21 protein-coding genes are annotated in these 22,779 nt (G+C 70.4%); 10 read left to right on the top strand and 11 right to left on the bottom strand.

Annotated features, from left to right (window positions below; genetic code table 11):
- The first annotated feature begins 75 nt into the window (after positions 1–75).
- From ACE4Q9_RS35190 to istA, 3 genes are all read left to right on the top strand, one after another.
- Positions 76–1,560, top strand: coding sequence for a PP2C family protein-serine/threonine phosphatase (locus ACE4Q9_RS35190; protein ID WP_397988815.1), 1,485 nt, complete (start codon positions 76–78; stop codon positions 1,558–1,560).
- Positions 1,560–2,069, top strand: a complete 510-nt coding sequence (locus ACE4Q9_RS35185; RefSeq protein ID WP_397988814.1) for an STAS domain-containing protein — start codon at positions 1,560–1,562, stop codon at positions 2,067–2,069. Before ACE4Q9_RS35190 ends, ACE4Q9_RS35185 begins: the two co-directional genes overlap by 1 nt.
- A gap of 497 nt (positions 2,070–2,566) precedes the next feature.
- Positions 2,567–3,919, top strand: a complete 1,353-nt coding sequence (istA, locus tag ACE4Q9_RS35180; RefSeq protein ID WP_397988813.1) for an IS21 family transposase — start codon at positions 2,567–2,569, stop codon at positions 3,917–3,919.
- A gap of 69 nt (positions 3,920–3,988) precedes the next feature.
- Here istA and ACE4Q9_RS35175 read toward each other — a convergent pair whose 3' ends face one another.
- From ACE4Q9_RS35175 to ACE4Q9_RS35165, 3 genes are all read right to left on the bottom strand, one after another.
- Complete coding sequence (locus tag ACE4Q9_RS35175; protein WP_397982114.1) at positions 3,989–4,462, bottom strand: ricin-type beta-trefoil lectin domain protein; 474 nt, start codon at positions 4,460–4,462, stop codon at positions 3,989–3,991.
- 101 nt (positions 4,463–4,563) lie between these two features.
- Positions 4,564–4,992: a hypothetical protein gene (locus ACE4Q9_RS35170; protein ID WP_397988812.1), complete on the bottom strand. Its 429-nt coding sequence runs from the start codon at positions 4,990–4,992 to the stop codon at positions 4,564–4,566.
- A 710-nt stretch (positions 4,993–5,702) separates the two neighbouring features.
- A complete protein-coding gene (locus ACE4Q9_RS35165; RefSeq protein ID WP_397988811.1) occupies positions 5,703–6,086 on the bottom strand; it encodes a DUF6415 family natural product biosynthesis protein in 384 nt (127 codons plus the stop codon).
- A gap of 129 nt (positions 6,087–6,215) precedes the next feature.
- Between ACE4Q9_RS35165 and ACE4Q9_RS35160 the strand changes: the two genes are divergently transcribed.
- The 3 genes from ACE4Q9_RS35160 (at position 6,216) to ACE4Q9_RS35150 (ending at position 10,461) form a co-directional block, all read left to right on the top strand.
- A complete protein-coding gene (locus ACE4Q9_RS35160) occupies positions 6,216–6,524 on the top strand; it encodes a hypothetical protein (protein ID WP_397988810.1) in 309 nt (102 codons plus the stop codon).
- Positions 6,525–6,634: 110 nt separating this feature from the next.
- Positions 6,635–9,655, top strand: coding sequence for a Tn3 family transposase (locus tag ACE4Q9_RS35155; protein ID WP_397988809.1), 3,021 nt, complete (start codon positions 6,635–6,637; stop codon positions 9,653–9,655).
- A gap of 110 nt (positions 9,656–9,765) precedes the next feature.
- Complete coding sequence (locus ACE4Q9_RS35150) at positions 9,766–10,461, top strand: TetR/AcrR family transcriptional regulator (RefSeq protein WP_397988808.1); 696 nt, start codon at positions 9,766–9,768, stop codon at positions 10,459–10,461.
- A gap of 105 nt (positions 10,462–10,566) precedes the next feature.
- Here the strand turns inward: ACE4Q9_RS35150 and ACE4Q9_RS35145 are convergent, their stop codons facing one another.
- From ACE4Q9_RS35145 to ACE4Q9_RS35115, 7 genes are all read right to left on the bottom strand, one after another.
- A complete protein-coding gene (locus ACE4Q9_RS35145; RefSeq protein WP_397988807.1) occupies positions 10,567–12,099 on the bottom strand; it encodes an MDR family MFS transporter in 1,533 nt (510 codons plus the stop codon).
- Between the two features lie 150 nt (positions 12,100–12,249).
- Positions 12,250–13,146: a VOC family protein gene (locus ACE4Q9_RS35140; protein ID WP_397988806.1), complete on the bottom strand. Its 897-nt coding sequence runs from the start codon at positions 13,144–13,146 to the stop codon at positions 12,250–12,252.
- 167 nt (positions 13,147–13,313) lie between these two features.
- Positions 13,314–13,895 carry an NADPH-dependent FMN reductase gene (locus tag ACE4Q9_RS35135; protein ID WP_397988805.1) on the bottom strand — a complete coding sequence of 194 codons (582 nt, stop codon included), beginning with the start codon at positions 13,893–13,895 and terminating at the stop codon, positions 13,314–13,316.
- A 102-nt stretch (positions 13,896–13,997) separates the two neighbouring features.
- On the bottom strand, positions 13,998–14,729 hold the full coding sequence (locus tag ACE4Q9_RS35130) for an alpha/beta fold hydrolase (RefSeq protein ID WP_397988804.1): 732 nt from the start codon (positions 14,727–14,729) through the stop codon (positions 13,998–14,000).
- A 64-nt stretch (positions 14,730–14,793) separates the two neighbouring features.
- A complete protein-coding gene (locus ACE4Q9_RS35125; protein ID WP_397988803.1) occupies positions 14,794–15,939 on the bottom strand; it encodes an FAD-dependent oxidoreductase in 1,146 nt (381 codons plus the stop codon).
- A gap of 250 nt (positions 15,940–16,189) precedes the next feature.
- A complete protein-coding gene (locus ACE4Q9_RS35120; protein ID WP_397988802.1) occupies positions 16,190–17,464 on the bottom strand; it encodes an amidohydrolase family protein in 1,275 nt (424 codons plus the stop codon).
- Between the two features lie 62 nt (positions 17,465–17,526).
- Positions 17,527–18,483: an amidohydrolase family protein gene (locus ACE4Q9_RS35115; protein ID WP_397988801.1), complete on the bottom strand. Its 957-nt coding sequence runs from the start codon at positions 18,481–18,483 to the stop codon at positions 17,527–17,529.
- 161 nt (positions 18,484–18,644) lie between these two features.
- Here ACE4Q9_RS35115 and ACE4Q9_RS35110 point away from each other — a divergent pair, with 161 nt between their 5' ends.
- The 4 genes from ACE4Q9_RS35110 (at position 18,645) to ACE4Q9_RS35095 (ending at position 22,170) form a co-directional block, all read left to right on the top strand.
- Positions 18,645–19,154, top strand: a complete 510-nt coding sequence (locus tag ACE4Q9_RS35110; RefSeq protein WP_397988799.1) for a MarR family winged helix-turn-helix transcriptional regulator — start codon at positions 18,645–18,647, stop codon at positions 19,152–19,154.
- Positions 19,155–19,422: 268 nt separating this feature from the next.
- Positions 19,423–20,343: a recombinase family protein gene (locus tag ACE4Q9_RS35105; RefSeq protein ID WP_397988797.1), complete on the top strand. Its 921-nt coding sequence runs from the start codon at positions 19,423–19,425 to the stop codon at positions 20,341–20,343.
- A gap of 132 nt (positions 20,344–20,475) precedes the next feature.
- A complete protein-coding gene (locus ACE4Q9_RS35100) occupies positions 20,476–21,072 on the top strand; it encodes a recombinase family protein (protein WP_397988888.1) in 597 nt (198 codons plus the stop codon).
- Between the two features lie 174 nt (positions 21,073–21,246).
- Entirely contained in the window at positions 21,247–22,170 is a 924-nt protein-coding gene (locus ACE4Q9_RS35095) for an IS5 family transposase (protein WP_397988887.1), read from the top strand.
- On the opposite strand, the gene ACE4Q9_RS35090 is transcribed toward ACE4Q9_RS35095, so the two are convergent.
- Entirely contained in the window at positions 22,145–22,594 is a 450-nt protein-coding gene (locus ACE4Q9_RS35090) for a hypothetical protein (protein WP_397988794.1), read from the bottom strand. The genes ACE4Q9_RS35095 and ACE4Q9_RS35090 overlap by 26 nt on opposite strands.
- Between the last annotated feature and the right edge of the window lie 185 nt (positions 22,595–22,779).

Below are 22,779 nucleotides of genomic sequence, written 5' to 3'. Positions count from 1 at the left end.
CGGGCATGCGGGCGAACTAGGCTGCGTCGATTCGTGCCGTTCACGGCGGCAGCCCACCGACGGAGAGGAAAGCCGATGATGCAGCATGCGTCGGCCACCGACCCGGCTCCCGGGCGCCGCCCCGAGCTGGTCCCCGACCCGGATGCGGAGGCGAATCGTATAGCGGCGGTACGCCGCTACGACATCCTCGACACGCCGCCCGACGGCGCGTTCGACCGGGTGGCGGCGATGGCCGCCCGGCTCTTCGACGTGCCGGTGGCGACGGTCACGATCGTGGACAGCGACCGCATCTGGTTCAAGGCCGCCCACGGCCTGGAAGGTGTCAAGGAGATCGGCCGCGATCCGGGCCTGTGCGGCTCGGCGATCCTGCGCGATGACGCGCTGGTGATTCCCGACACACTTCGTGATCCTGTGGCAGCGGACAATCCGCTGGTCGCCGGAGAGATGGGAGTGCGCTTCTACGCCGCCGCACCGATCATCACCCCCGACGGGCACCGGCTGGGCACCGTCAACGTCCTCGACACCAAACCGCGCTCCATCACCGAGGACGACACCGCCACACTGGCCGATCTCGCCGCCATCGTGCTGGACGAGATGGAGCTGCGGCTGTCGGCGCTGCGCGCCCTGCGCGACGAACAGGAGCGGCGGGAGGCGGAAAGCCGTCACGCCGAAGCGGAACGGGCACGGGCCGAGGCGGAACGGGCGGCACGGGAGCAGGCGGAGCAGGACAAGGCCGCCATCGCCGCGTTCGCCTCCACTCTCCAGCGCACCCTGCTGCCCCCGGCCCTTCCCGTGGTGCCCGGCCTGGAGCTGGCCTGCCACTACCGCACCGCCTCCGCCCACGACGTGGGCGGCGACTTCTACGACGTCTTCCCCATCGACGGCGACCGGTGGGCGTTCTTCCTCGGCGACGTGTGCGGCAAGGGCCCCGAGGCGGCGACCGTCACCGCCCTGGCCCGCCACACCCTGCGCGCCGCAGCCCAGATCAACCCGGACCCGGTCACCGTGCTGAGCGCGCTCAACACCATGCTGCTCACCGACGTCACCGCCGGCAGCCGCTTTTGCACCGCCCTCTTCGGCCTCCTCGAGCCCCGGGAAGACAGCGGCTTCACCGTCACCATCGCCACCGGCGGCCACCCGCCCGCCTACCACGTGCGCCCCGACGACGGCGGCGCCGTATGGGTCAGGGCAGTACGCCCCAAGGGCGGCATGCTCGTCGGCGCCTTCCCCCAGGCACCCTTCGCCCAGACCACCTTCTCCCTGACGGCCGGGGAGAGCCTGTTCCTCTACACCGACGGGCTGACCGAAGCCCGCACCACCCAGGGCGCCATGCTCGGCGAGGACGGCCTGACCGGCTTCCTCCATCAGCGCACCGGGCCCGTCACCGCCGCCTCCCTGATCGAGGACACCGTCACGCTGCTGGCCTCGCTGCCCGACGGAGCCGGCGACGACGTAGCCCTGCTGGCCCTGTCCGTACCCGGCGGCCACACCGCGCCCGACAGCGGTGTCGCCGCCACCGCCCACACCGCCGCCGCACCCGAACACATCGGCCAGGAGTGATGACCGACGTGACCGACACGCTCCACCTGACCGTCCAGCACCCTCGCCCCGGCCTTGCCGTCGCCACGGTCGTCGGGGAAGTGGACATGCACACCGCGCCCACCCTGCACTCCGAAGCCCTGGAGATCATCCAGCGAGGGCACCCACTCCTGGCCCTCGACCTGGCACAGGTCGGCTTCTGCGACTCCGCCGGTCTCAGCGCGCTCATCCGCCTCTGGCACGCGGCCCAGGCAGCGGGCGGCTTGCTCAACCTCGCCGCCGTCCCCGACCGTCTGATGCGCATGCTCAGCATGACCGGCGTCGACTCACTCCTGCCGGTCCATGCCACAGCCGCCGAAGCGATCGCCGCCATGTCCGCCGGCCAGCCCACGTGCGCAGACGTCCACGGCTCCGTCACCAGCTCCCCCACCGGGGGGAGGCACCGCGAGCTGACCGAGGGCGAGCCGGCGCCATTCGACAACGCGCAGCGGCAGGAGACATCACAGGCAGGAAACGTCGTTCAGGGCTGAGCGGACAGGCGGAAACACAGAGCAAGACGGTTGTCCGGTCCGGCAGGCGCCCACCCATGCGTACGACATCGACGGCGAACCGCAAACCGCGACCCGACCGCTGCGCTGCACGCCGCCCTGTAAGCAGCCTCGAACCTCCCCCGGAACCCGCCTCACGGACTTATGGTTCCGCCGAGACTGCTGGTGTGCTGCGGATCCTCACCAAGCTCCGCACGATCCCGCCCGCGCCACCCGCCTCCTGCGCGCCCTACTCGTCCTAACGAACCTCGAAATCAACCGCTGACGGATGATCTTCTCCGTGGGCTCCCGCCCACGACCAGCACGAGTACCCCGAGCATCGGTCATACCAGACTGGCTTTGTTCACGAGTTGCGTCGTCAGTTGTTCACGGGTTCGGGAGGCACCCAGATCCACGGTCGGGTGATGTTCACGAGTTTTGACGGCACTTGGGTCCTTGCCACGGGAGCATCGGGGTGTTCCTGGTGAAAGGCCCTGGTCATGCCGCAGATGTCGAAGGTCGAGCTGTACGCCGCGATCCGGCGCGACCACCGCGGCGGCATGACGATGCGGGAAATCGAGCGCAAGCACAACGTGTCGTGGCGGACGGTCCGCAGGGCCGTGGACTCGGTCTGGCCAGAGCCTCGGAAGAAGCTGCCGCCACGCCCGACCGCGCTGGATCCGTACAAGACGGTGATCGACGAGATCCTCCGGGCGGACCTGGATGCCCCGCGCAAGCAGCGGCACACGGTCACGCGCCTCTTCCACCGCCTGGTCGAAGAGCACGGCGCCGACGTCTCCTACCAGATGGTCCGGCGCTACGTCGCGGACCGAAAGCCTCGGATCCTGGTGGAGTCGGGCAAGGCCCCGCTGGAAGCGTTCGTGCCGCAGACCCACCAGCCGGGCATGGAGGCCGAGGTCGACTTCGGCGACGTGAGCGTGCGCCTCGCCGGCGAACTGGTCACCTGCTACCTGTTCTCCTTCCGCCTGTCGTACTCGGGCAAGGCAGTCCACCGCGTCTTCGCCTCCTGCGGCCAGGAAGCCTTCTTCGAAGGGCACGTGCACGCCCTGCGGACGCTGGGCGGTGTCCCACGGAGCAAGGTCCGCTACGACAACCTGAAGGCCGCCGTTGCCCGCGTGCTGGGCCTGAGCCGGGCCAGGGTGGAGACCGACCGGTGGATCGCCTTCAAATCGCACTTTGGGATCGAGAGCTTCTACTGCCGGCCCGGCATCGACGGCGCTCACGAGAAAGGCGGAGTCGAGGGGCAGATCGGCTACTTCCGCCGCAACCACTTCACCCCAGTGCCCGAGGTCGAGTCACTGGCGGAGCTGAACGAACTGGTCGAGCAGTGGGACCAGCACGACGGCCGACGCCGGATCGGATCCCGACCCCGAACGATCGACGAGTACTTCGAGGTCGAGCGGCCGCTGCTGATGCCGCTGCCCGAGGAGCCGTTCGAGACCGGACGGGTGTTCACGCCTCGCGTCGACCGCTACAGCCAGATCGCGGTCCGCACCAACCGCTACTCAGTGCCGGTGAGGTTGATCGGCAAGCGGGTCAGAGTGATGCTGCACGCCTCTCACCTGGTGGTTTACGACAAGAATGTGGAAGCGGCCCGCCACGAGCGGCTAATCGCCAACCTGGCCAACGCGGGCGGCGCCTGGGTGGGCGGGCTCACCCTGGCGGCGGGCTGGGGCACGACCTCCCCGGCCCTGGCCGGGGCGGCGCTCGCGGTGCTCGGCCTGGGCGTGGCGGCGGCGGCCTACACGGTGGACCGCCGCCGGGCGACCCCGTCGACGGGACGGGTGGTCACCACGCACATGCCGGAGGGGGCGACGGCGGTGCACCGCTGACGTCCCGTTTTTCCGGCCGTCCCGCCCGGACCTCGGCCGCGAGGTCCGGGCGGGCCCGCTCCACGCGGATCAGGCGTACGTCAGGCTGATCTGCCGACCGTTGATCGTCCAGTGCTGGCCGCGGTCGAAGCTGTCGCACGGCCGGATGCGGACCTCGGGGGTGTTCCAGGTGTTCGCGAGGCAGTAGCCGGACGCGTGGGTCAGGCTGATCTGCTGGCCGCGGACGGTCCAGTGCTGGCCGCGGTCGATGTCGCAGCGCCGGGTGCGGACCTCGGGGGTGTTCCAGGTGTTGGCCAGACAGTAGTCGGGGGCGTAGGTGAGCTTGATCATGTCTCCGTCGACGGTCCAGTACTGGCCGCGGTCGAGGCTGTTGCACTGCCGGGTGCGCACCTCCGGGGTGTTCCAGGTGTTGGCGAGACAGTACGCGCCCGCAGCCCGGGCATGGGTGCCCGGTTCGGCGGCCGTGGCGCCGGCGGACGGCAGGAACGAGGCCGTCACCGCGAGAATGGCCACAGCGACGGCATTGCGGAGTCCGAGGGTCATGGAGCATCACCTTTCGCACCGGCGAAGTCGGGTGGCCCGCACATGTGGGCCGTGCCGTAGTTTTCCAACCCATCGGACGACAAACCGTGACACGCACGCTGTCACCTGAACGGCCCAGCGGTGTCAGTCGGCCGTGTGACACCGGGCGCCCGTCCGCCTCCCCGCGCGGCGACCGTCACCCGGGCTCGTGCCGCACTCCCGGCCGCTCCGCGTTCGCCGCCGTTGCGGATGATCAGCAGGACCCGGGCCAGCTCGGGCCCGCTCTGCTCCTGGAGCCGGGCGAACGCCGCCTCGTCGGCCGCGAGGGGCTCCAGCTGCATCATGTGCGCGCCCCGGACGCTGCGGGTGGCCTCGGCGCGGATCGTGTTCAGCACGCCGTCGGCGACCCGGCCGGCGGCGGTGACCCAGCCGTGTGCGCGCTGGTCGCCCGAGCCGGTGACGAACGTCCAGCCGATCGGGTCGGCCGCGTGGTCCTCGCCCAGCATCACCGGGTGGAAGTGCCGGGCGCCGGGGTGGACGAGGCGGGCCAAGGCGCGGGCGCGGATCTCACGGCGGACGGCGTTGCGCAGGGCCTCGGCTCCCCCGTGGTGAACGGCAGAAGGTCGTGGCGAAGGCCGAGCGGCTGCGCTGACCGTGCGGGGCCGGGGCACAGACCTACGGCTGAGCAGCGTGGTACCCGGGGGCTTCGCCGCCCCCGGGACCCCGCTGCCCCGTCACTCCCCGGCGCGAAACGGCATCGTCGTGGTGCAGACCGGTCGCGCCAGGGAGCAACGGGGTTGTGGTCAAAGGCTGCTGTCCGGTGGGGAGTCCGGCACAGACGGGGTCCGGTCCGCAGTCGTCTGCAGTCCCGTGCGGTGTGCCGGCCACACCGGTGCCGCGAGGTGTAGGTGCAGGGGCGCAGCGGCAGGGTCCACGGGCCCGGAGGAGTCGACCGCGAGGCCCGCAGGGCATGGCGCTGACCTGCGACGAGGTACGCCCGTGGAACCTATGAAACCGTCCTACGCGCGCGTGCAGGAGCGATCTCGTGCGTGCCGATGCCGCCGCCGAGACACAGGACGCAGGGTCGAACCGGGCATATCGCCTGGTTGTTGCGCTACTTGCGCAGGTCCACGCGCGGGCGCGCGTGCGTACGAGAGGGGCCCCGGTGGTGCAGAGCCGCCCTAGCTCTTCTGCACCACCGGGGCCCTGGGGAAGGCCCGCGCTCACGGGGGGAAGCGACGGGCCGGGACCGTGGACCGGCTCAGCCGGGGACGGGCCGAGGCGTGCTCAACCGGTCGAGCCGGGCGTACAGGTCGCGCACGATGCGGGCCCGGCCCTGGGCGCACCGCAGGGTCGGCTCCAACGGCAGGGCCAGCAGCTCCCGCGCCCGCTCCAGGACGTCCTCCGAGAACACCCGCCGCCCGTCGCGCTCCGGGAACTGTCCGGCCAGCTGCTCGACGTCGCGCGCGACGACCCGGGCGTGCCCGGTCAGCTGCAGCGCGATCTGCTCGCAGTCCGCCGGCGCGAGCCCGGCCGGGTCGGTCACCGCGAGCACGGCCCGCACGAGGAGCTGGTGCCGTTCCCGGTCCAGGGGCACGTCGTCCAGGACGCCGTCGGGATCGTGGACCACCCGATGCCCACTCACGAGGCCACCGCCTGCTCGCCGTCGGCCGGGCCCAGCAGGGGTCCTGGTAGTTCTCGCCGAAAAAACAACGCTAAGCCGTGCGGCAGCCCCTGATCTGGGCTGATCTCGGCGAAACGGCGCGGTGGCCGGATGGCGCTGTCTGCTCCGGCGTACCCGTATCTGGCCCGGGACTGCGAGCGGGCGGTGAGGGAGGCCGCGGGCATCTCCCCGCGCGAGGCCGGGATGCGCGAGGCGCTTCAGCAGCAGGTGGCCAAGGGGCTGCTGCTATCCGTGCTCACGGTCGGTTGGCAGACGATGGTCGAGCCCGAGAAGTGGCCGGAGGAGTTTCCGGCCGCGGTGCTCGGCGCGGTGCGCACCTCAAAGACGATCAAAGCCGACCCGACCATGGCGAATCTCCGCGATCAGCGGTCGGCCCGCACCGCAGGCGCCGGAGCATAAAGCAATCCCCGTCCTGGCAAGGCTGGTTCGGGGGTTCTCGTCTGCCCGCACTGCTCGGCCGACTACCGGTGGTGCCCGACGGTGTTGATCGAATGGGGCGGGAGGGGCCGATGGCCACGCGGGTGTTCTCGGATGAGGAGCTGGAGGGCTTACGGTCCTTCCCGGCGGTCGGCCGGGACGAGCTGATCCGCTACTTCACCCTCACCCCGGCCGACCGCGCGTTCCTGGCGAAGTTCCGCCGCCCGCAGAACGTGCTCGGCGCCGCGGTGCAGCTGTCCACCCTGCCCTGGCTGGGGTTCGTCCCCGACGATGTGCCCTCGGCCCCGCCGGCGGCGGTCGGCCGGCTCGCCCGCCAGCTCGGGCTCGCCGTGACCGATCTGGCGGGCTACGGCGAGCGTGAGCAGACCCGCACCGACCACCTGAGGGAGATCGCCGGCTACCTGGGGTGGGGGCTGGCGAAGACGTTGGAGTACAAGGAGCTGGCGGAGTTCCTGCTGGCGCGGGCGATGGAGCACGACTCCCCGTCCCTGCTGTTCCGGCTGGGGTGTGAGTACCTGCGGTCGGCGAAGGTGATCCGGCCGGGTGTGGTCACGCTGCTGGAGAAGGTCGCCGCTGCCCGGCAGGCGGCCGAGGACGAGACGCACGCGCGGGTGGCCCACCTGCTGACCGGGCAGACGTGCCGGGGGCTGGACGGGCTGCTGGTGGTCGAGCCGAAGCTGCGCTCGACACGGCTGCACTGGATGGTGACCGGGCCGGTGCAGGCGTCGCCGAACAGCGTGAAGGACGAGGTCGACAAGCTGCTGTTCCTGCGAGGCCTGGGTGCCGACGCCCTGGATCTGTCCGCGCTGCCCGCCGAACGCCGCCGCTACCTGGCCCAGATCGGCCGCCGGCTGACCGCGCAGGCCCTGGTACGGCGGGAACCGAACCGGCGCCACCCGATCCTGCTGACGCTGCTGGCGCAGTCCGCGGTCGACGTCCTGGACTCGGTGGTGCAGCTGTTCGACCAGACGCTGTCCGGCTCGGAGTCGCGGGCGAAGATCAAGCTGCGTGACGTGCTCGCCGAGCGGGCCAAGCTGTCGGAGGAACGCCTCGCGCTTCTGGACGAGATCCTGCCTGTGCTCGCGGACGCGGGGATCCCCGACGAGGCGGTCGGCACGCTGCTGCGCGGCAAGATCGGCATGTCGCGGCTGCGGGCCGCTCACGCCGGGGCCACGGTGCGCCTCCCGCGCGATCACGGGCATTTGCGGCTGCTGGAGGGCTCCTACACCTACATCCGCCAGTTCGCGCCGAAGGTCTTGGAGACGGTGCGGTTCAAGGGCGGCACCGAGGCCGGGCCGCTGATCGAGGCCCTGGGCGTCCTGCGGGAGCTGAACGCCACCGGCGCCCGGAACGTGCCCGAGGGCGCCCCGACCGCGTTCGTGCCGACCCGCTGGCAGGGCTACCTTGACGAGGCCGCGGCCAAGGGCGACGCGACCGCCTACCGGCACTACTGGGAGCTGTGCACACTGCTCGCCCTGCGTGACGGCCTGCGCTCGGGGGACGTGTTCGTGCCCGGCTCACGCCGCTATGACAACCCGGCCGCCTACCTGTTCACCCCCGCCAAGTGGGCCGATCACCGGGCGGAGTTCTGCCGCCTGGTCGGCAAGAGCCCCGACGCCTCCGAGGCGCTGCCGCTGGTGATGGACGAGCTGGACGAGGCCCTGGGCGACCTGGAGAGCACGCTGAAGAAGGGCGATGGACCGGTCCGCCTGAACGAGGCGGGCGAACTGGTCATCTCCCCGCTGACCGCGGAGGACATCCCCTCCGAGGCCGAGGAACTTCACGGCGAGCTGGAGCGGATGCTGCCGAACGTGCCCATCGCCTCGCTACTGGTGGAGATGGACCGGCACACCGGCTTCCTGGACTGCTTCACCCACGCCGGCGGCAAGCAGACCCGCTCCCCGCAGCTCAAAAGGAACCTCATCGCCTGCCTGATCGGGCTCTCCACGAACCTCGGACTCCACGGGATGGCCGCCTCGTGCGGCATCCCGTACGACGTGCTGGCGTGGACCGCGGAGTGGTACATCCGCGAGGACACCCTGCGTGAGGCGAACATCTGCCTGGTCAACTACCACCACAAGCTACCGATGACCGCGATGTTCGGCTCGGGCACGCTGTCGTCCTCGGACGGGCAGCGGTTCCCCACCCGGGGCAAGTCGATCACCGCCCGGCACCTGAACAAGTACTTCGTCACCGAGGGCATCTCCACCTACACCCACGTGAGCGACCAGCACTCCACCTTCGGCACGAAGGTCATCGTCGCCACCCACCGCGAGGCCCACTACGTGCTGGACGAGATCCTCGGCAACGCGACCGACCTGCCGATCACCGAGCACACCACCGACACGCACGGCGTCACCCTGGTCAACTTCGGCCTGTTCGACCTCGTGGGCAAGCAGCTCTCGCCGCGCATCCGCGACCTGGGCAAGATCACCCTGTACCGGATGGGCGCGAAGGCCGACTACGAGGAACGCTTCCCCAAGGCCGGGCCGCTGCTGACGAAGAAGGCCAACCTCGACCTGGTCGCCGCCCACTGGGACGACCTGCTGCGGCTGGCGGGGTCGCTGAAGTACGGGCACGCCACCGCCTCGCTGATCGTGGGCAAGCTCTCGGCGTCCTCCCGGCAGAACGCGCTCGCCGCCGCGCTGAAGGAGTACGGGGCCATCCGCAGGACGATCTACGCGGCGAAGTACTTGTCCGATCCGGCCTACCGCCGCAAGATCGCCCGTCAGCTCAACAAGGGCGAGTCGCTGCACTCCCTGCGCCGCCAGCTCCACTACGCCCGCGAGGGCAAGGTCACCCGCCGCCAGCCCGAGCAGCAGAACGAGCAGGCATGGTGCCTGACGGTGGTGACGAACGCCGTGGTCTGCTGGCACACCGAGTACATGGGCCTGGCCGTGGACAAACTGCGCGGCGCCGGCCGGGAGGTGGACGCCGAGGTGCTCTCCCACATCTCCCCGGCCCGCAGCTCGGCGGTGAACTACTACGGCTCGATCACCGTCGACTACGAAGCCGAACTCGCCCAGCTCGATGACAAGGGCCGCCGCCCGCTGCGGACCGTGGCCGTGGACGACCCCGCAGCCGGGCTGTAGCTGACAGATCTGCGGCCTGACGTCCACGGGGACAGCTCTGGCCGCTGCGGACAGGCTGCCCCCGCCTGGCGACGGATGGAGCCGGCGAACACGTTCGTTACGATCGGATTATGACTGGGAGAAGAGAGCCGATCAGCCGCCGGGAGCGTCCGGCCAAGCCTGCCCTTTCCCGGCGGTGGATCGTGGACACCGCCGTGCGGATCATGCGGGCGGAGGGGCTGGAGAAGGTGACCATGCGCCGCCTGGCGCAGGAGCTCGACACCGGGCCGGCTTCGCTGTACGTCTACGTGGCCAACACCGCCGAGTTGCACGCGGCCGTGCTGGACGCCCTGCTGGGGGATGTCGATCTGGGAGGCGCGGGCGCCGGGGAGGGCTGGCGTGAGCAGCTCCTGGCCGTGCTGACGTCCTACATGCGTGTGCTGTTCGAGCATCCGCAGCTCGCCCGGTCGGCTCTCGTGGCACGTCCCAGCGGTGAGAACTACCTGCGTCTGCTGGAGCGCGTCCTGGATCTGCTCTCCCGCAGCGGAGCCTCCCGTGAGCAGGTCGCCTGGGGTGTCGACAAGCTGCTCCAGGACGCCACGGCCAGCGCCGCCGAGCACTCGACACAGAAGCACGATCCCGCGGCCGAGGCTGACTGGAATGCCCTCACCGTGGCCCTGAACGCCGTGGACGAGGCCACCCATCCGGCGATCAGGGCGCACATGCCTGCTCTGCTCGGCGGCTCGGTCGAAGACCGTATGCGCTGGGGCTTCGACGTTCTCGTCAACGGCATCACGCAGACACCCGTCCCCGGCACGGCGACTTGAGGGTCTTGGCCCGGGCGCCCGGCGGTGCCGCGTCTGCTCGTGCCGAATCATGTGGCCGCCGCTCCGCGGCGCGGGGCGGCGCCTCCTGGCAACGGTATCTCCAGGTTACGTTGAGGCGCGCTCCGCCTGGGCTGTAGTGGTGGCCTGGGGCTTGCCGCGCAGGGGTATTTCCTCGATCAGTACGGAGACGATCAGTGCGGCGATGGCGATGCAGGCGCCGGTGAGGAAGATGAGGTGGGTGGCGTGGGCGACGTCGTGGACATAGGCGTAGCCCGACGCGCGGGTGGGTTGTGCGGTGGCGCCGCGTGAGCCGGCTGTCTGTGTGGAGGCGCCTGTGATGGTGCCGGTGAACAGTGAGGCGAAGACGGCGATACCGATGGAGCCGCCGAGGCTGCGGAAGAGGTTGGTGGCGGCGGAGGCGGAGCCGATGTCCCGTAGCTGGACGGCGTTCTGGGCGATGGTGCTAGACATCTGCATGCACAGGCCGGTGCCTGCTCCGAGGATCGCCATGTAGAGGGACGTCAGGGTGCGGGGGGTGTCGGTGTTCATGGTGGACAGCAGGCCCATGCCCGCGACCATGCAGGCGGCTCCGAGGACGGGGAAGATCTTGTAGCGGCCGGTCGCGGTCATGACCTTGCCGGCGATGCTGGAGGTGATCAGTGTGGCGATCATCATGGGCATGAGCAGCAGACCCGAGTTGGTGGCCGAGGCTTTTTGGACCACCTGCTGGTACAGCGGCAGGTAGAGAGTCGCGCCGAACATGGAGATGCCGGTGACGGTCAGCAGGACCGCGGCGATGGGGAAGTTGCGGTGCCCGCTGTAGATGCGCAGCGGCATCAGGGGCTCGGTGACCCGCCGCTCGGTGACGATGAAGGCAGTGAGCAGGGCAAGGGTGAGCACGGCCAGGCCGGTGATCTGCCACGAGGTCCAGGCGTACGTGCTGCCCGCCCAGGTGGCGGCGAGGACGAAGGAGGAGATCGCGCCGGTGAGGAAGGTGATGCCCAGCCAGTCGATGGCGGCCTTGCCCCGGCGCTGGGCGGGCGGGAGGTGGAGCAGCAGCCAGCACCACAGGATGCAGACGACGCCGAGCGGCACGTTGATGTAGAACGCCCAGTGCCAGCTGAGGTGTCCGGTGACGAACCCGCCTATCAGGGGGCCGCCGAGCTGTCCGACGGCCATCACGCCGGCCGTCATGCCCTGGTACTTGCCCCGCTCGCGCGGCGGCAGCAGCGCGCCGATCAGGGAGAAGGCCCCGGCGCCCATGCCGCCGGCGCCCAGGCCCTGGACGATCCGGAAGACGATCAGCGCGGTCATTGAGCCGGCCATGCCGCACAGCACGGAGGCCGCGATGAAGAGCGCGATCGAGGCGAGGAAGGTGATCTTGCGGTTGAACAGGTCGCCGAGCTTGCCCCAGACGGGGGTCGAGCAGGCCGTGGCCAGGGTGTAGCCGGTCACCACCCAGGACATGTGGTCCAAGCCGCCAAGGTCGGCGACGACCGTGGGCATCGCGGTGCCGACGATGAGGCCGTCGAGCATGGACAGCAGGAGGGCGAGCATGACGCCGAGCAGGACCCAGCGGATGTTTTTGGGGACGGTGATGCTGTCACCGGCGCCGGTCGGTGCGGGAAGGGCCGTCATGGACAGTTCACCCCTTTTCTGTGGATCGCGGCATGGCCTGGTGCGTGAGGTGCGCGTTCTGCGCGGGAGTGCGGTGCCTCACGGCGCGGTAGCGCCACGGTGGCCTGCACGCGTGCCGTGCAGGCCACCGCAGCGTGGGGGGATGCTGGGCTACGACTCCGCTCCTGGAGCCGGCTTGGCGGTACTTGGCACGGAGAAGCGCAGCGTGTTCCCGGAGGGGTCGTGGGTGGTCAGGCTGTGCCCTTCGCGCTGATGCGGGTGGCCGGCGGCGGCAAGGCGTTCGGCCAGCGCCCCGATCGCCTCCGGGGTGCCGAGCGTCAGGTTGACGCAGGTGAGCCGGGCGGTGTCCGGGCCCGCGGGCGCGCCTCCGTCCGGACTGAAGCGGTTGGTGAGGACGAGGAGACTGCGGTAGTCGCTCACGCCGACCCCGGCGAAGCCGTCCCCCAGGCGGATGAAGATGTCGAGGCCCAGCAGGTCGCAGTAGAACCGCTTGGTGTGCGTGAGGGAGACGTCGGTCACCTTGAGCTGGACGTGTCCCATCTCCGTCCCGTCCGGCAAAGGTGCGGGCACGCTCGCCCCGGGCTCATCGAGAAGGTCCTGCACGGCGATCGGCTCGCGGACGGCGACGGGCAGGTGCTCGTCGGTCCACTGCCATTCCTCCTGCGGGCAGAGCCACGTCGCCTCAATCTCGTGACCGTCGGGATCGGTCACGTAGCACGACTTGGACATGATGTGGTCGCGCGGATCGATGGGCAGTCCTGCGTCCAGGTGGCGCTGGGCGAAACGGCCTACGTCCGCCCTGGTGGGCACCAGCGGGGCGAAGTGGCTGAGCCCCGGGCTCGACGGCGGCGGCGCAACAGCCCCGGGGACCTCTTGCAGGCGGACCAGTACCCGTGTCTGCACGCCCAGTTCTGCACACTGTGGTTGGCGGTCGAGGAGGCGGAAGCCTGCGACCTGCGTGTAGTAGGCCACGCTGCGGTCCAGGTCGGCCACCGTCAGCTCGACGGGTCCGAGGGCGAGTGTCTGGTCCATCCGGTAGCCGGTCATGGTCGGCCCTTTCATCCGTGCCGCGGCTCACCGGGAACGGGGCGTGCGAGCATCGCGGCGTCGTGGACTGCCGCCCCCGTTGGGCGGGCAGTAAGTGCTGAGCGGATACCTGGTGCCGGCCCGCCGTTGAAGAACGCGGCCCTCCGCAGGCCGGGCACCCGGGTGCTTCAGGAAACGGCCGGGGCTGCGCTGGCGCGGGCCTGGGCGAGGGCGCCTGTCCAGGACAGGAGCTGGTCGAGCATCGCCGCCAGGGCGGGGCCCTGGTGCTCGCCGGGGGTGAAGGTGGCGCCGAAGTCGGCGAAGTCGGTGCGCAGGTTCAAGGTGACGGTCGCGGAGACGTCGGCGATCTGCAGGGCGGCCAGGACCGGGCGCAGGGCCTCCACAGCGCGCACCCCTCCGTCGACGCCGTAGGAGACGAGGCCGACGGCCTTGTTGTTCCACTCGGCGTAGACGCGGTCGAGGGCGTTCTTCAACACCCCGGGGAAGGAGTGGTTGTACTCGGGGGTCACGATCACGTAGCCGTCGTAGGCGGCGACGGTCTGCGCCCACTCCTGGGTGTGGGTATGGGTGTAGCGGCCCATGGCCGGCGGGAACGGTTCGTCGATCTGCGGCAGGTCGACCTCGGCGAGGTCGATCAGTTCGTAGTCGGCGTCGCCGCGGGCGCGGGCCTGTTCCAGGACCCACTGCGCGACGCGGTCGCCGGCCCGTCCGGGGCGGGTGCTGCCGACAATGATGGCGATCTTGGTCATCGTGCCTCCGGTAGGTGAACAGGGCGGTGGTGGTGCCGGCCATGGGCAGGGACGGCCCGGAATCCCGCATGCTGTATGGGGATGGGCGCCGGGTGGCTGGGTTCAGTGGCCTGCGGCCGGGCCCTGGGTGAGGAAGGAGTCGAGGAGGGTGAAGACGGCCTCGGGTTCCTCGCGGATGGGCAGGTGCCCTGCACCGGGGATGAGTTCGAACCGTGCGTGCGGGAACGCAGCCGCGTAGGTGCGGCCGAAGTCGGGCGTGACGACTGTGTCGTTGGCGCCCCAGAGCACCAGCACCGGGCAGGTGACGGTCGAGAGGCGGGGCATCATGCCCGCATCCGCCATGTCCGGCCCTGCATACGCGCGCAGGGCGGCCATCGACTGCGCGGACGGTCCGCCCCGCGGCGCCGATCCCGGGGGTCCGGCGGGAGGGGTGATCTGCTGGCCGGGCACCACCGGGCCGACGGCGTCGATGAGGACCAGCTTGGAGATCCGGTGCTCGCGGTCGTCCAGGACGCTCTGGGTGGCGACCCATCCGCCGAAGGACGTGCCGACCACCGTCACGTCGTTCAGTTGGAGGTGGGAGAGCAGATCCAGGTAGACGGCGGCGAGCTCCGGCACCGAGTCCAGGTCGTCGGGCCGTACGGTGCCGTCCCAGCCAGGGTGCGTGGGCGCCACGACCCGGTGATCCGTCGCGAGGTGGTCGACCAGGGGCGTGATGCTGTCAGGGCCGGGGCCGCCGTGCAGGACGAGGACCGGCCTGCCCTGGCCGGCCTCGCGCAGGTCCAGGGCGAGACCGGGCCGTACCTGAAGGGTGCGCCGAAGAGGCACTGTCATGGAGGATCCTCCTGTAGGCGAAGGGGTTTGATGCTGGGGGATTTGTCGGCCGTGGGGGCCTGCGTCACTGGGCCGCCGGGCCGGAGGTGAAGAACTCGACCATCTGCTCCAGGCCCCGCTCGCTGAACAGCGTCTCCAGGTTCGCGGCGGACTCGGCGGCGGCCTCCTCGCTGCGCGGGAAGAGCGCCTCCTCATAGGCGGTCAGGGCGGCCTCGATGTCACCGGGGTGGGCGGCGATGGCCTGGCCGAGTTCCGCACCATCGAGCATGGCCAGGTTGGCGCCCTCGCCGGCGAACGGGGACATCAGGTGGGCTGCGTCGCCCAGCAGCGTCACCCCCGCGGTCCGCTCCCAGCGGTGCCCGACGGGCAGGGCGTGGATGCGGCGGGGAGTGAGCGTGCCGTCGGCATCGGCGACCAGGCCGCGCAGGCCCTCGTCCCAGCCCTCGAAGTGCGCGAGGACCGCCGCCTTGGCGGCCGCCGTGTCGCGGAAGTCGATGGTGTCCAGCCAGCCCTCCTCGGCCTTGAGCGCGGTGTAGACGTGGAGGCTGCCGTCGGTCTCCCGGTGAGCGAGGAAGCCGCGCTGGTCACCGAGGCAGATGAAGAACCCGCCGCCGATGACGGCGGCGCTGCGCGGGTGGCGGGCATCGGCGTCCAGCAGGTCGCTCTCCACGAAGGAGATGCCGGTGTAGGAGGGCCAGGCGTCCGAGACCAGAGGCCGGATCCGCGACCAGGCGCCATCGGCACCGATCAGGAGATCGGTGGTGATGGTCGCACCGTCGGCGAAGGTCACCTCGTGGCGCCCGTCGCCCAGCGCCCGGGCTCCGGTGACCTTCCGGCCCCAGTGGATCGTGCCCTCGGGCAGGGAGTTCAGCAGCAACTCACGCAGGTCGCCGCGGTCCACCTCCGGCCGGCCGCGGGAACCGTCGTCCTCCTCGGACACGTACACCGTCCCGTCGCGGCCGAGCAGGCGCATGGCCTGGCCACCCTCGTGGACGATCTTGAGGAAGTCGTCGTACAGACCGGCAGCGTGCAGGGCCTTCTGCCCGTTGTTCTCGTGGATGTCGAGCATCCCGCCCTGCGTACGGGCAGCCGCCGACGCCTCCAGTTCGAAGATCGCAGACTCGATGCCGTTGACGTGCAGCACGCGGGCGGCGGTCAGACCGCCCAGCCCTCCGCCGATGATCGCGATGGGGAAGTGATGGGTGCTCATGGGAGCCTCCAAAGGAAGTAGGGGAATGCCTAAACGGCGTCTGTAAGCCGGGAAGATGGGCGCCTGCCGACGCTGCCAGGCCCGTCCTGGGCGGGGATGCGGCCAGCCGGAGAGGTCGGAAATCAGCCGCACCAAGCCCTTCTCCACCGTAGCGAACACGTTCGTTGCGAACAAGTTCGGACAGTCCTGCGGTCGGGAGGGTGCGGGCGAGGCCGTGCCCGCACCGGCGGCACCTGGGGGTGCCGGGCTGTCAGCGGTGGGCGAGGCGGCCGGCGTGGATGACGGCGCGGTGGTGCCGCGTGTCGGTGAGGTGGGAGATGTCGGAGAGCGGGTCGGCCTCGAGCAGGAGGGCGTCGGCGGCGGCGCCGGCGGTCACGGTTCCCACGGTGCCGTGCTTGCCGATCTTTTCCGCCGCACGGCTGGTGGCGGCGGCGATGATCTCCGAGCAGGGCAGGCCGGCCTGGGCGAACAGCTGCAGCTCACGCAGGAGGGCGCTGGTCGGGGTGGGCATGGTCAGGGCGATGTCGCTTCCCGCGACGAGCTTGACGCCGGCGTCGTGGAAGAGGGGCAGCGTGCGCATCGCGTAGTCGAAGCGGATCTTGGACTCGTCGGCCGGGTGGTGCGGGAAGGGCTGGCCCCAGGCGGGGCGTGCCGTGATCTCGGCGGCCTCCTCGGCGGTGATGGCGCCGTCCGCGACGAGTCGGTCGAGGTGGGTGTGGTCTCCGTTGTGGCCAAGCTGCTCCCAGGTGACGATCGTCGGGCAGTACAGGGTGCCGGCCTCGGCCAGCAGGGCGGCGATCTCTTCCGCCTCGCCGAGGTCGGCCGGGTCCTGGGGTACGAAGGAGTGCTCGATGCCGTCGACGCCCGCCCGCACCGCGTCCCGCACGTCCCCGGCGGTGGCGACGTGAGCCAGGACCTTCTTGCCCGCTTGGTGCGCCTCGTTGACGATCGCCTCCAGCGCGGCCAGCGGCAGCCGCTCGCCGTCGTTGCCGTCGAAGATGCACTTGACGAAGTCGACCTGGCCGAGCAGGTCCTGCACGCTACGGTGCGCGGCATCCGCGCTGCCTGTCTCCAGGGCCATGGTCCGGTCCCCGTGCACGGCCAGCGGCCAGCCTTCGGGGCCGGTGAAGACCGGACCGGCGAAGAACAGCGTCGCCGCGCTGCCGGGCCGCGCCGCCTGGCGCACCTCGTGGCCGTAGGCGATCGAGCCGCCGAGGTCGCACACCGAGGTGATGCCCGCCTTGAGGTAGTCGGCGAGCTGCGTGCGCAGGTGCGCGACGCGCTCTTCCTCCGGCAGGGCCATGGCGTGTCCGGTCAGGTGGGTGTGGCTCTCCCACAGCCCCGGCACGAGGTAGCCGCCGCGCCCGTCGAGGACCTCCTCCTCGCCGAGGCCGCCGGATGCGGCTGCGGGGCCTGTGGCCGTGGGGCGGATGTCGGCGAAGCGCCCGTCGGCGATGACGACGTCCATCCCGGTCAGCGGGGCGCCGCCGGTGCCGTCGACAACTGTCACATTCTTGATGATCATTCTCTGGATTCCTTTTGCGTGGTGCCTGCCCGTGGGCCGGGCAGCGCAGTGATTGCGGCAGGTCAGGCCAGGCGCGGGAACAGGCGGGCGGCGTTGCTGCACTCGACGGCTTCCAGGTCCGGGCCGGACAGGGCGCAGGTGAGTTCGCCGATGGCGCCGGCGATGATCGGCTCGGGGGCGGCGCCTACGTCGGTGCCGAACAGGATGTGGTCGATCCCGGTGACCTGCAGGACGGGCAGGAGCGAATGGGGGCTGCCCGCCATGGCGGTGTCGTAGTACAGGCCGCGCAGCACCTCGGCCACGTGCTCCGCCGTGACAAGCGCGTCCCCGGGGCCGGCGGAGACCGTGGTGCACGCGGCGATACGCCAGGCCAGCGCGGGCAGCGCCCCGCCCAGGTGCGACAGGATCAGCCTGAGGCCCCGGTGGCGCAGGAACACCCCGCAGTACAGGGCGTCGGTGATGGTCCGGGCGGTGTCGAAGGGAAACTCCAGCAGCGAGGCGTGGCGCCCCAGGCTGAGTTCCGCGGCGTGCGCGCAGGCGGCCGGGTGGATGTAGACAGGCGCGCGGCGGCGGTCGAGCTCGGCGAGCACCGAGTCGAGCACCGGCGCGCCCAGGTAGCGCCCGGCGACGTTGGAGGTCAGCGACACCCCGTCCAGGCGCAGGACGTCCAGCGCGTAGGCGAGCTCATCCAGCATCGCCTCGGGACCGTCCCCGGGCAGGCAGGCGAACGCACGGAACCGGCCGGGGTACTGGTCGATCAGCCCGGCAAGTTCCTCATTGATGCGGCGGCACAGCGTGCGCGCGAAGCCCGCCCGCTGTCCCTCGGAGGTCGCCGTGAACGGCACCGAGAGCACCTGCGTGGCCACCTCGTGGCGGTCCATGGCTGCCAGAGCATCTTCGGGAGTCCAGGGCCTGGCAGCAATCGCCGGCGGCAGCCCGTGGGTCCGGGCCAGAGCGGCCACACTCCCCCCGAAGTAATGCGCATGGACATCGATCCGACGAGCGGACAACTCGATCACCTGCCTATGGCCAGAACGCCGGCTGTGCGCGCAGGGCACGCTGCCGGTAGCGGGGCCGTGGGCGTCGGTGTGTGCCAGCACCGCACCCGGAGCAATTACATACCTAATGCTATGCACATTCCTTCTGGTATATGCAACCGCGAAGGTATGGATCGCCTAGGATGGCCGCCATGAACGTGCCGCCGTCCCCCAGATCCGACGACGAGGTCCTCTTCGACCAGGTCGGGCCCGCCCTGTCGCGCATGCGCCGCCGCTCCTCCGCAGGACGCAGGGACCTGACCCGCAACCTCGTGCTGAACGTGATCGCCGAAGCCCCGGGGGAAATGACGGTCGGCGGCATCGCTGCCGAGATGGGCGTCACCCAGCCGGTCGCCAGCCGCACCATCGCCGCATGCATCGCCGACGGACTGCTGCGCCGCGCCGCCTCCCAGGCCGACGGCCGGCGCACCGTCCTTGAACTCACCGAGGCCGGAGAAACCGAACGCCGCCGGCTGGCCGCTGAACAGCGCCAGACCTTCGAGCACATCACCGCTGCCTGGGACCCCGCCGAACGGCGCCAGTTTGCCCAGTTCCTGATCCGCTACAGCCAGGACAGCGCCAACTGGTCAGCGCAGCACCACCCAGACGACAGCTCCGACGCCCCCAACTCCGACTCGTCAGCGGAGCGGTAGGGCCGCACCAACAGCTGTCGCCGAACGGGACGCCGTGCTCCACGAGCGCGGTTGGCATTCCGCGGTAGCGGGCTGAGGCCCGGTACCTGAGCAACACCACCTCTACCGGTGTCGGCAAACCATCGTTTGATGACAGACGCGGCATGTGTTCAATGAACCCGGACATTTCGAGGCACCGGGGCGGCGCCGATCCAATCGGATCCGATGGCTGTTGATGACAGGGTTTGACGACAGATAGGGTCCATTCCTCCGCGCGGAAGGGTCCTCGATGGGGAACCTGGTCTACAAGCGGGTCTCCACCGACCAGCAGTCGACCGCCCGGCAGAACCTCGTCCTCGACGAGGCCGGGATCGAAGACCCGGTCGTCTTCGAGGAAGACCCGGGCACCTCCAGCCGCCTCCACCCCCTCCAGCGCCCGAAGTTCCGCGAACTGCTCACCTACGCGCGGCCCGGCGACACCGTGCACATCTCCGAGATGTTCCGCCTCGTCCGCGGCACCGGCCACATCCTCGACGTGCTCGACGTCCTCCACCGCGACCGCCTCGCCCTGCGCATCCACGATGGCGCGTTCTCCGCGATGGACCTCACCGCTCGCCACCCCCGCACCGGCGAACTGCTATCCACGGTGAAGTTCATGGTGCAGACCCTCGCCGCCGCCGGCGAACTCCAACGCGACCTCCAGCGCGAGCTCACCTACGACGGACTACGGGCCGCCGAAGCCAAGGGCAGCAAGGGCGGCCGACGCCCGGCCATCCCGGCCGCGAAGACGGACACCGTCCGCACCGACTACCTGGAGGGCCGCTCCATCGCCGCCCTCGCCCGCGAACACGGCGTCAGCCGCGGCGCCATCCGCACCGCCGTCGCCGACCTCATGCCCGACCACACCGTCATCGAACAGGAGGATGTCCCGGTTCCGGAGCTGCCGGTCACCCTCGACATGCCCGGCAAGGTCGCCGACTTCCTCCGCACCACCGAACTGGACGACGCCGAGCGGGCCGCGCTCGACCAGGGCCTGACCGTACGACGCGGCCAGGGCTACACCCTCCGCGTCACCACCACACCCGCCATCCACCGCCAGCTCCTCGCCCGCTGCCAGCCTCTCGACGGTGCCGAGGGCCTCCCGGTCATCCCGGCACAGCGCAAAGCCCGCCGCGAGTACGCGAACCGCGTCGACGCCCTGGGGCTCTGAGCACCGCGTCTGACCTGGGGCTCAGCCGCTTAGCGTTGTTTTTTCGGCGAGAGCTACTGGGACGCCGTGAACACGCCCCTTGAGACCGACGGTTTCGAACTGCTGGCCGCCGAGCCCGCCGTCCGCACCGAGATCCGCATCGGATACGCACGGGTGTCCACCGGCGGACAGAAACTCGACCGGCAGATCGACGCCCTCAAAGCAGCCGGGTGCCGGAAGATCTTCGCGGACAAGAAGTCCGGCAAGAACGACCTCCGCCCCGAGCTCAAGGCATGCCACGCCTTCCTCGACGCCGGCGACACTCTGGTCGTCCCCGCCCTCGACCGCTACGGCCGGTCCCTGCAGGACCTGATCAACATGGTGGCCGAGCTCCGCCGCCGCGAGATCGGCTTCACCTCGCTGCACGAGAACCTCGACACCACCACCCCCGGCGGCCGGCTCGTCTTCCACGTCTTCGCCGCCCTGGCGGAGTTCATCCGCGAACTCATCGTCTCCGGCACCCGCGAGGGCCTGGCCGCCGCCCGCGCCCGCGGCAAGGTCGGCGGCCGGCCCACCGTCGTCGACGAGAAAATCCTGAACATGGCCCGGGACCTGCTGCCCAACCCCGAGCACTCCATCACCGCGATCGCCAAGATGCTCGGCGTCTCCCCCGGAACGCTCTACAACCACATCCCGGACCTGCGCGAGCTGCGGGCCAGCCGCATCCCAGCCCAGCTCGACGCCCCGTGAAGTCGGCCATGCTCAGTAAGACGTCATCCGCATACCGATCAGCAGGTTGTGGGGTCGAACAGGGGTCTTGTTCGGGTGATCGGGGTGCGGTCGGTGCATGAAGGCAGGGCCTCGCGGTAGCTCGGGGTTGTCGAAGCCAACGAGCACCGGGAGGCCCTGTTGCTGCAGTCTTTCGTGGTCGCGTCCGTGGAGTCCAACTCGCCGTCTCCATCGTGTGACTGTCTCGCGCACAGGTTCGGCAACGCGGCTGACGGGCCGGAACGTGTGCGGTGTTACGGCTCGGATCTGACGGACGCGGAGTGGCAGGCCGTCCGGCCGTTGCTGCCGATTCCGGCATGGTTCCAGGGCCGGGGAGGCCGACCGGAGAGCTATTGTCACCGCGTGATGCTGGACGCGGTGCGCTACGTGGTCGACAACGGCGTCAAGTGGGCCAGTCTTCCGGCGGATTTCCCGCCGTACCGGCGGGTGCACGCTTTCGCCCGACGCTGGCAGGTGGCGGGTCTGCTCGGCGAGTTCCACGACCGGCTGCGCGACCGGGTACGGGAGAAGGAAGGCCGCGCGGTGGACCCGACGGCCGCGATCGTGGACTCGCAGTCCGTGCGGGCGGCTGCCAACATCCCGCGCTCGACGTCCGGCTGGGACGGCGGGAAGAAGGTGGGCGGCCGCAAGCGGCACCTGGTGGTCGACTGCCTCGGCCTCGTCCTGGCCGTCACGGCGACCGCGGCGAGTGTCCAGGACCGCGATGCCGCTGTCGGACTGCTCGATGGGCTGCGCACGAAGTACTTCTCGATCCGCCTGGTGTGGGCGGACGGCGGATACGCGGGACGGCTGGTCGACTGGGCGGCCGAGAACCTCCATCTCACCCTGGAGATCGTCCGACGCACCGACGACACGAGTGGGTTCGTGGTGCTGCCGCGCAGGTGGGTGGTGGAAAGGACGCTCAGCTGGCTCATGCGTTCACGTCGTCTCGTCCGGGACTACGAGACGCTGCCCGTCATGCACGAGGCCATGGTGCTGTGGTCGATGACGATGCTCATGAGCGGCCGCCTCGCCGGCCGGCACTCGGCAGGGTTCAGCCGCTCTGCGGCAAAGCGGTGAACACTCCCGGCCGCACCTGCCGGATCCAGCCCCGCTCCGCCAGTCGTTTCGCCTTCGACCGCACCCCCTCGACCTTCGCCGGCACCGCCTGGAGCCCCAGCGCCGCAGCCAGCTCCTGACAGCGCATACCCTCCCGCCCGACGTCCGACCCCAGCAGTTCCACGATGTGCTGGTAATCCACTGCCAGCACGGATACCGCCATGCCCTCGGTCCGGTGCGGCACCCTCGATCCCGCAACCGCCCCCTTCAGCGAAGACCCCGGCGCCGGGGCCGGCGCCACGGTCAGCACCTCCGTCACCGTGACCCGGGCATCCACCAGACGCTGAAGCGCACGTTCCGCCTCATCGAGCGCGGCGCGCAACCGCGCCACCTCCTCCCGGATCCCCTTCTCTCGAGCCTCCAACAGACCGATCACCGACGGCATCAGCCACCTCCACGACCGAGAAGAGCGGACGAACACACCCATCTCTCCCGCCGCGAGGCACCACTCATTCCCACCTAGGCCGAACCAAACGATCACGTTCGGAAAGCGGATGACGTCTAAGATCAATCTCGCCGGGATTGCCTGCCCCTCAACTGCTCACGCCCGGAGAGGGCCGCGCCCGGGTC

The sequence above is a fragment of the Streptomyces sp. AM6-12 genome, from assembly GCF_044327085.1.
Lineage (GTDB): Bacteria > Actinomycetota > Actinomycetes > Streptomycetales > Streptomycetaceae > Streptomyces.
This window is presented reverse-complemented; position numbering and strand designations above follow the sequence as displayed.

Coding starts and splice junctions, on each gene's coding strand:
- ACE4Q9_RS35145 (WP_397988807.1), bottom strand. CDS start 12,099: ATGACGGCCCTTCCCGCACCGACCGGCGCCGGTGACAGCATCACCGTC.
- ACE4Q9_RS35125 (WP_397988803.1), bottom strand. CDS start 15,939: ATGAGCACCCATCACTTCCCCATCGCGATCATCGGCGGAGGGCTGGGC.
- ACE4Q9_RS35175 (WP_397982114.1), bottom strand. CDS start 4,462: ATGACCCTCGGACTCCGCAATGCCGTCGCTGTGGCCATTCTCGCGGTG.
- ACE4Q9_RS35160 (WP_397988810.1), top strand. CDS start 6,216: ATGGCGCTGTCTGCTCCGGCGTACCCGTATCTGGCCCGGGACTGCGAG.
- ACE4Q9_RS35130 (WP_397988804.1), bottom strand. CDS start 14,729: ATGACAGTGCCTCTTCGGCGCACCCTTCAGGTACGGCCCGGTCTCGCC.
- ACE4Q9_RS35105 (WP_397988797.1), top strand. CDS start 19,423: ATGGGGAACCTGGTCTACAAGCGGGTCTCCACCGACCAGCAGTCGACC.
- istA (WP_397988813.1), top strand. CDS start 2,567: ATGCCGCAGATGTCGAAGGTCGAGCTGTACGCCGCGATCCGGCGCGAC.
- ACE4Q9_RS35150 (WP_397988808.1), top strand. CDS start 9,766: ATGACTGGGAGAAGAGAGCCGATCAGCCGCCGGGAGCGTCCGGCCAAG.
- ACE4Q9_RS35140 (WP_397988806.1), bottom strand. CDS start 13,146: ATGACCGGCTACCGGATGGACCAGACACTCGCCCTCGGACCCGTCGAG.
- ACE4Q9_RS35110 (WP_397988799.1), top strand. CDS start 18,645: ATGGCCGCCATGAACGTGCCGCCGTCCCCCAGATCCGACGACGAGGTC.
- ACE4Q9_RS35190 (WP_397988815.1), top strand. CDS start 76: ATGATGCAGCATGCGTCGGCCACCGACCCGGCTCCCGGGCGCCGCCCC.
- ACE4Q9_RS35120 (WP_397988802.1), bottom strand. CDS start 17,464: ATGATCATCAAGAATGTGACAGTTGTCGACGGCACCGGCGGCGCCCCG.
- ACE4Q9_RS35185 (WP_397988814.1), top strand. CDS start 1,560: ATGACCGACGTGACCGACACGCTCCACCTGACCGTCCAGCACCCTCGC.
- ACE4Q9_RS35135 (WP_397988805.1), bottom strand. CDS start 13,895: ATGACCAAGATCGCCATCATTGTCGGCAGCACCCGCCCCGGACGGGCC.
- ACE4Q9_RS35090 (WP_397988794.1), bottom strand. CDS start 22,594: ATGCCGTCGGTGATCGGTCTGTTGGAGGCTCGAGAGAAGGGGATCCGG.
- ACE4Q9_RS35155 (WP_397988809.1), top strand. CDS start 6,635: ATGGCCACGCGGGTGTTCTCGGATGAGGAGCTGGAGGGCTTACGGTCC.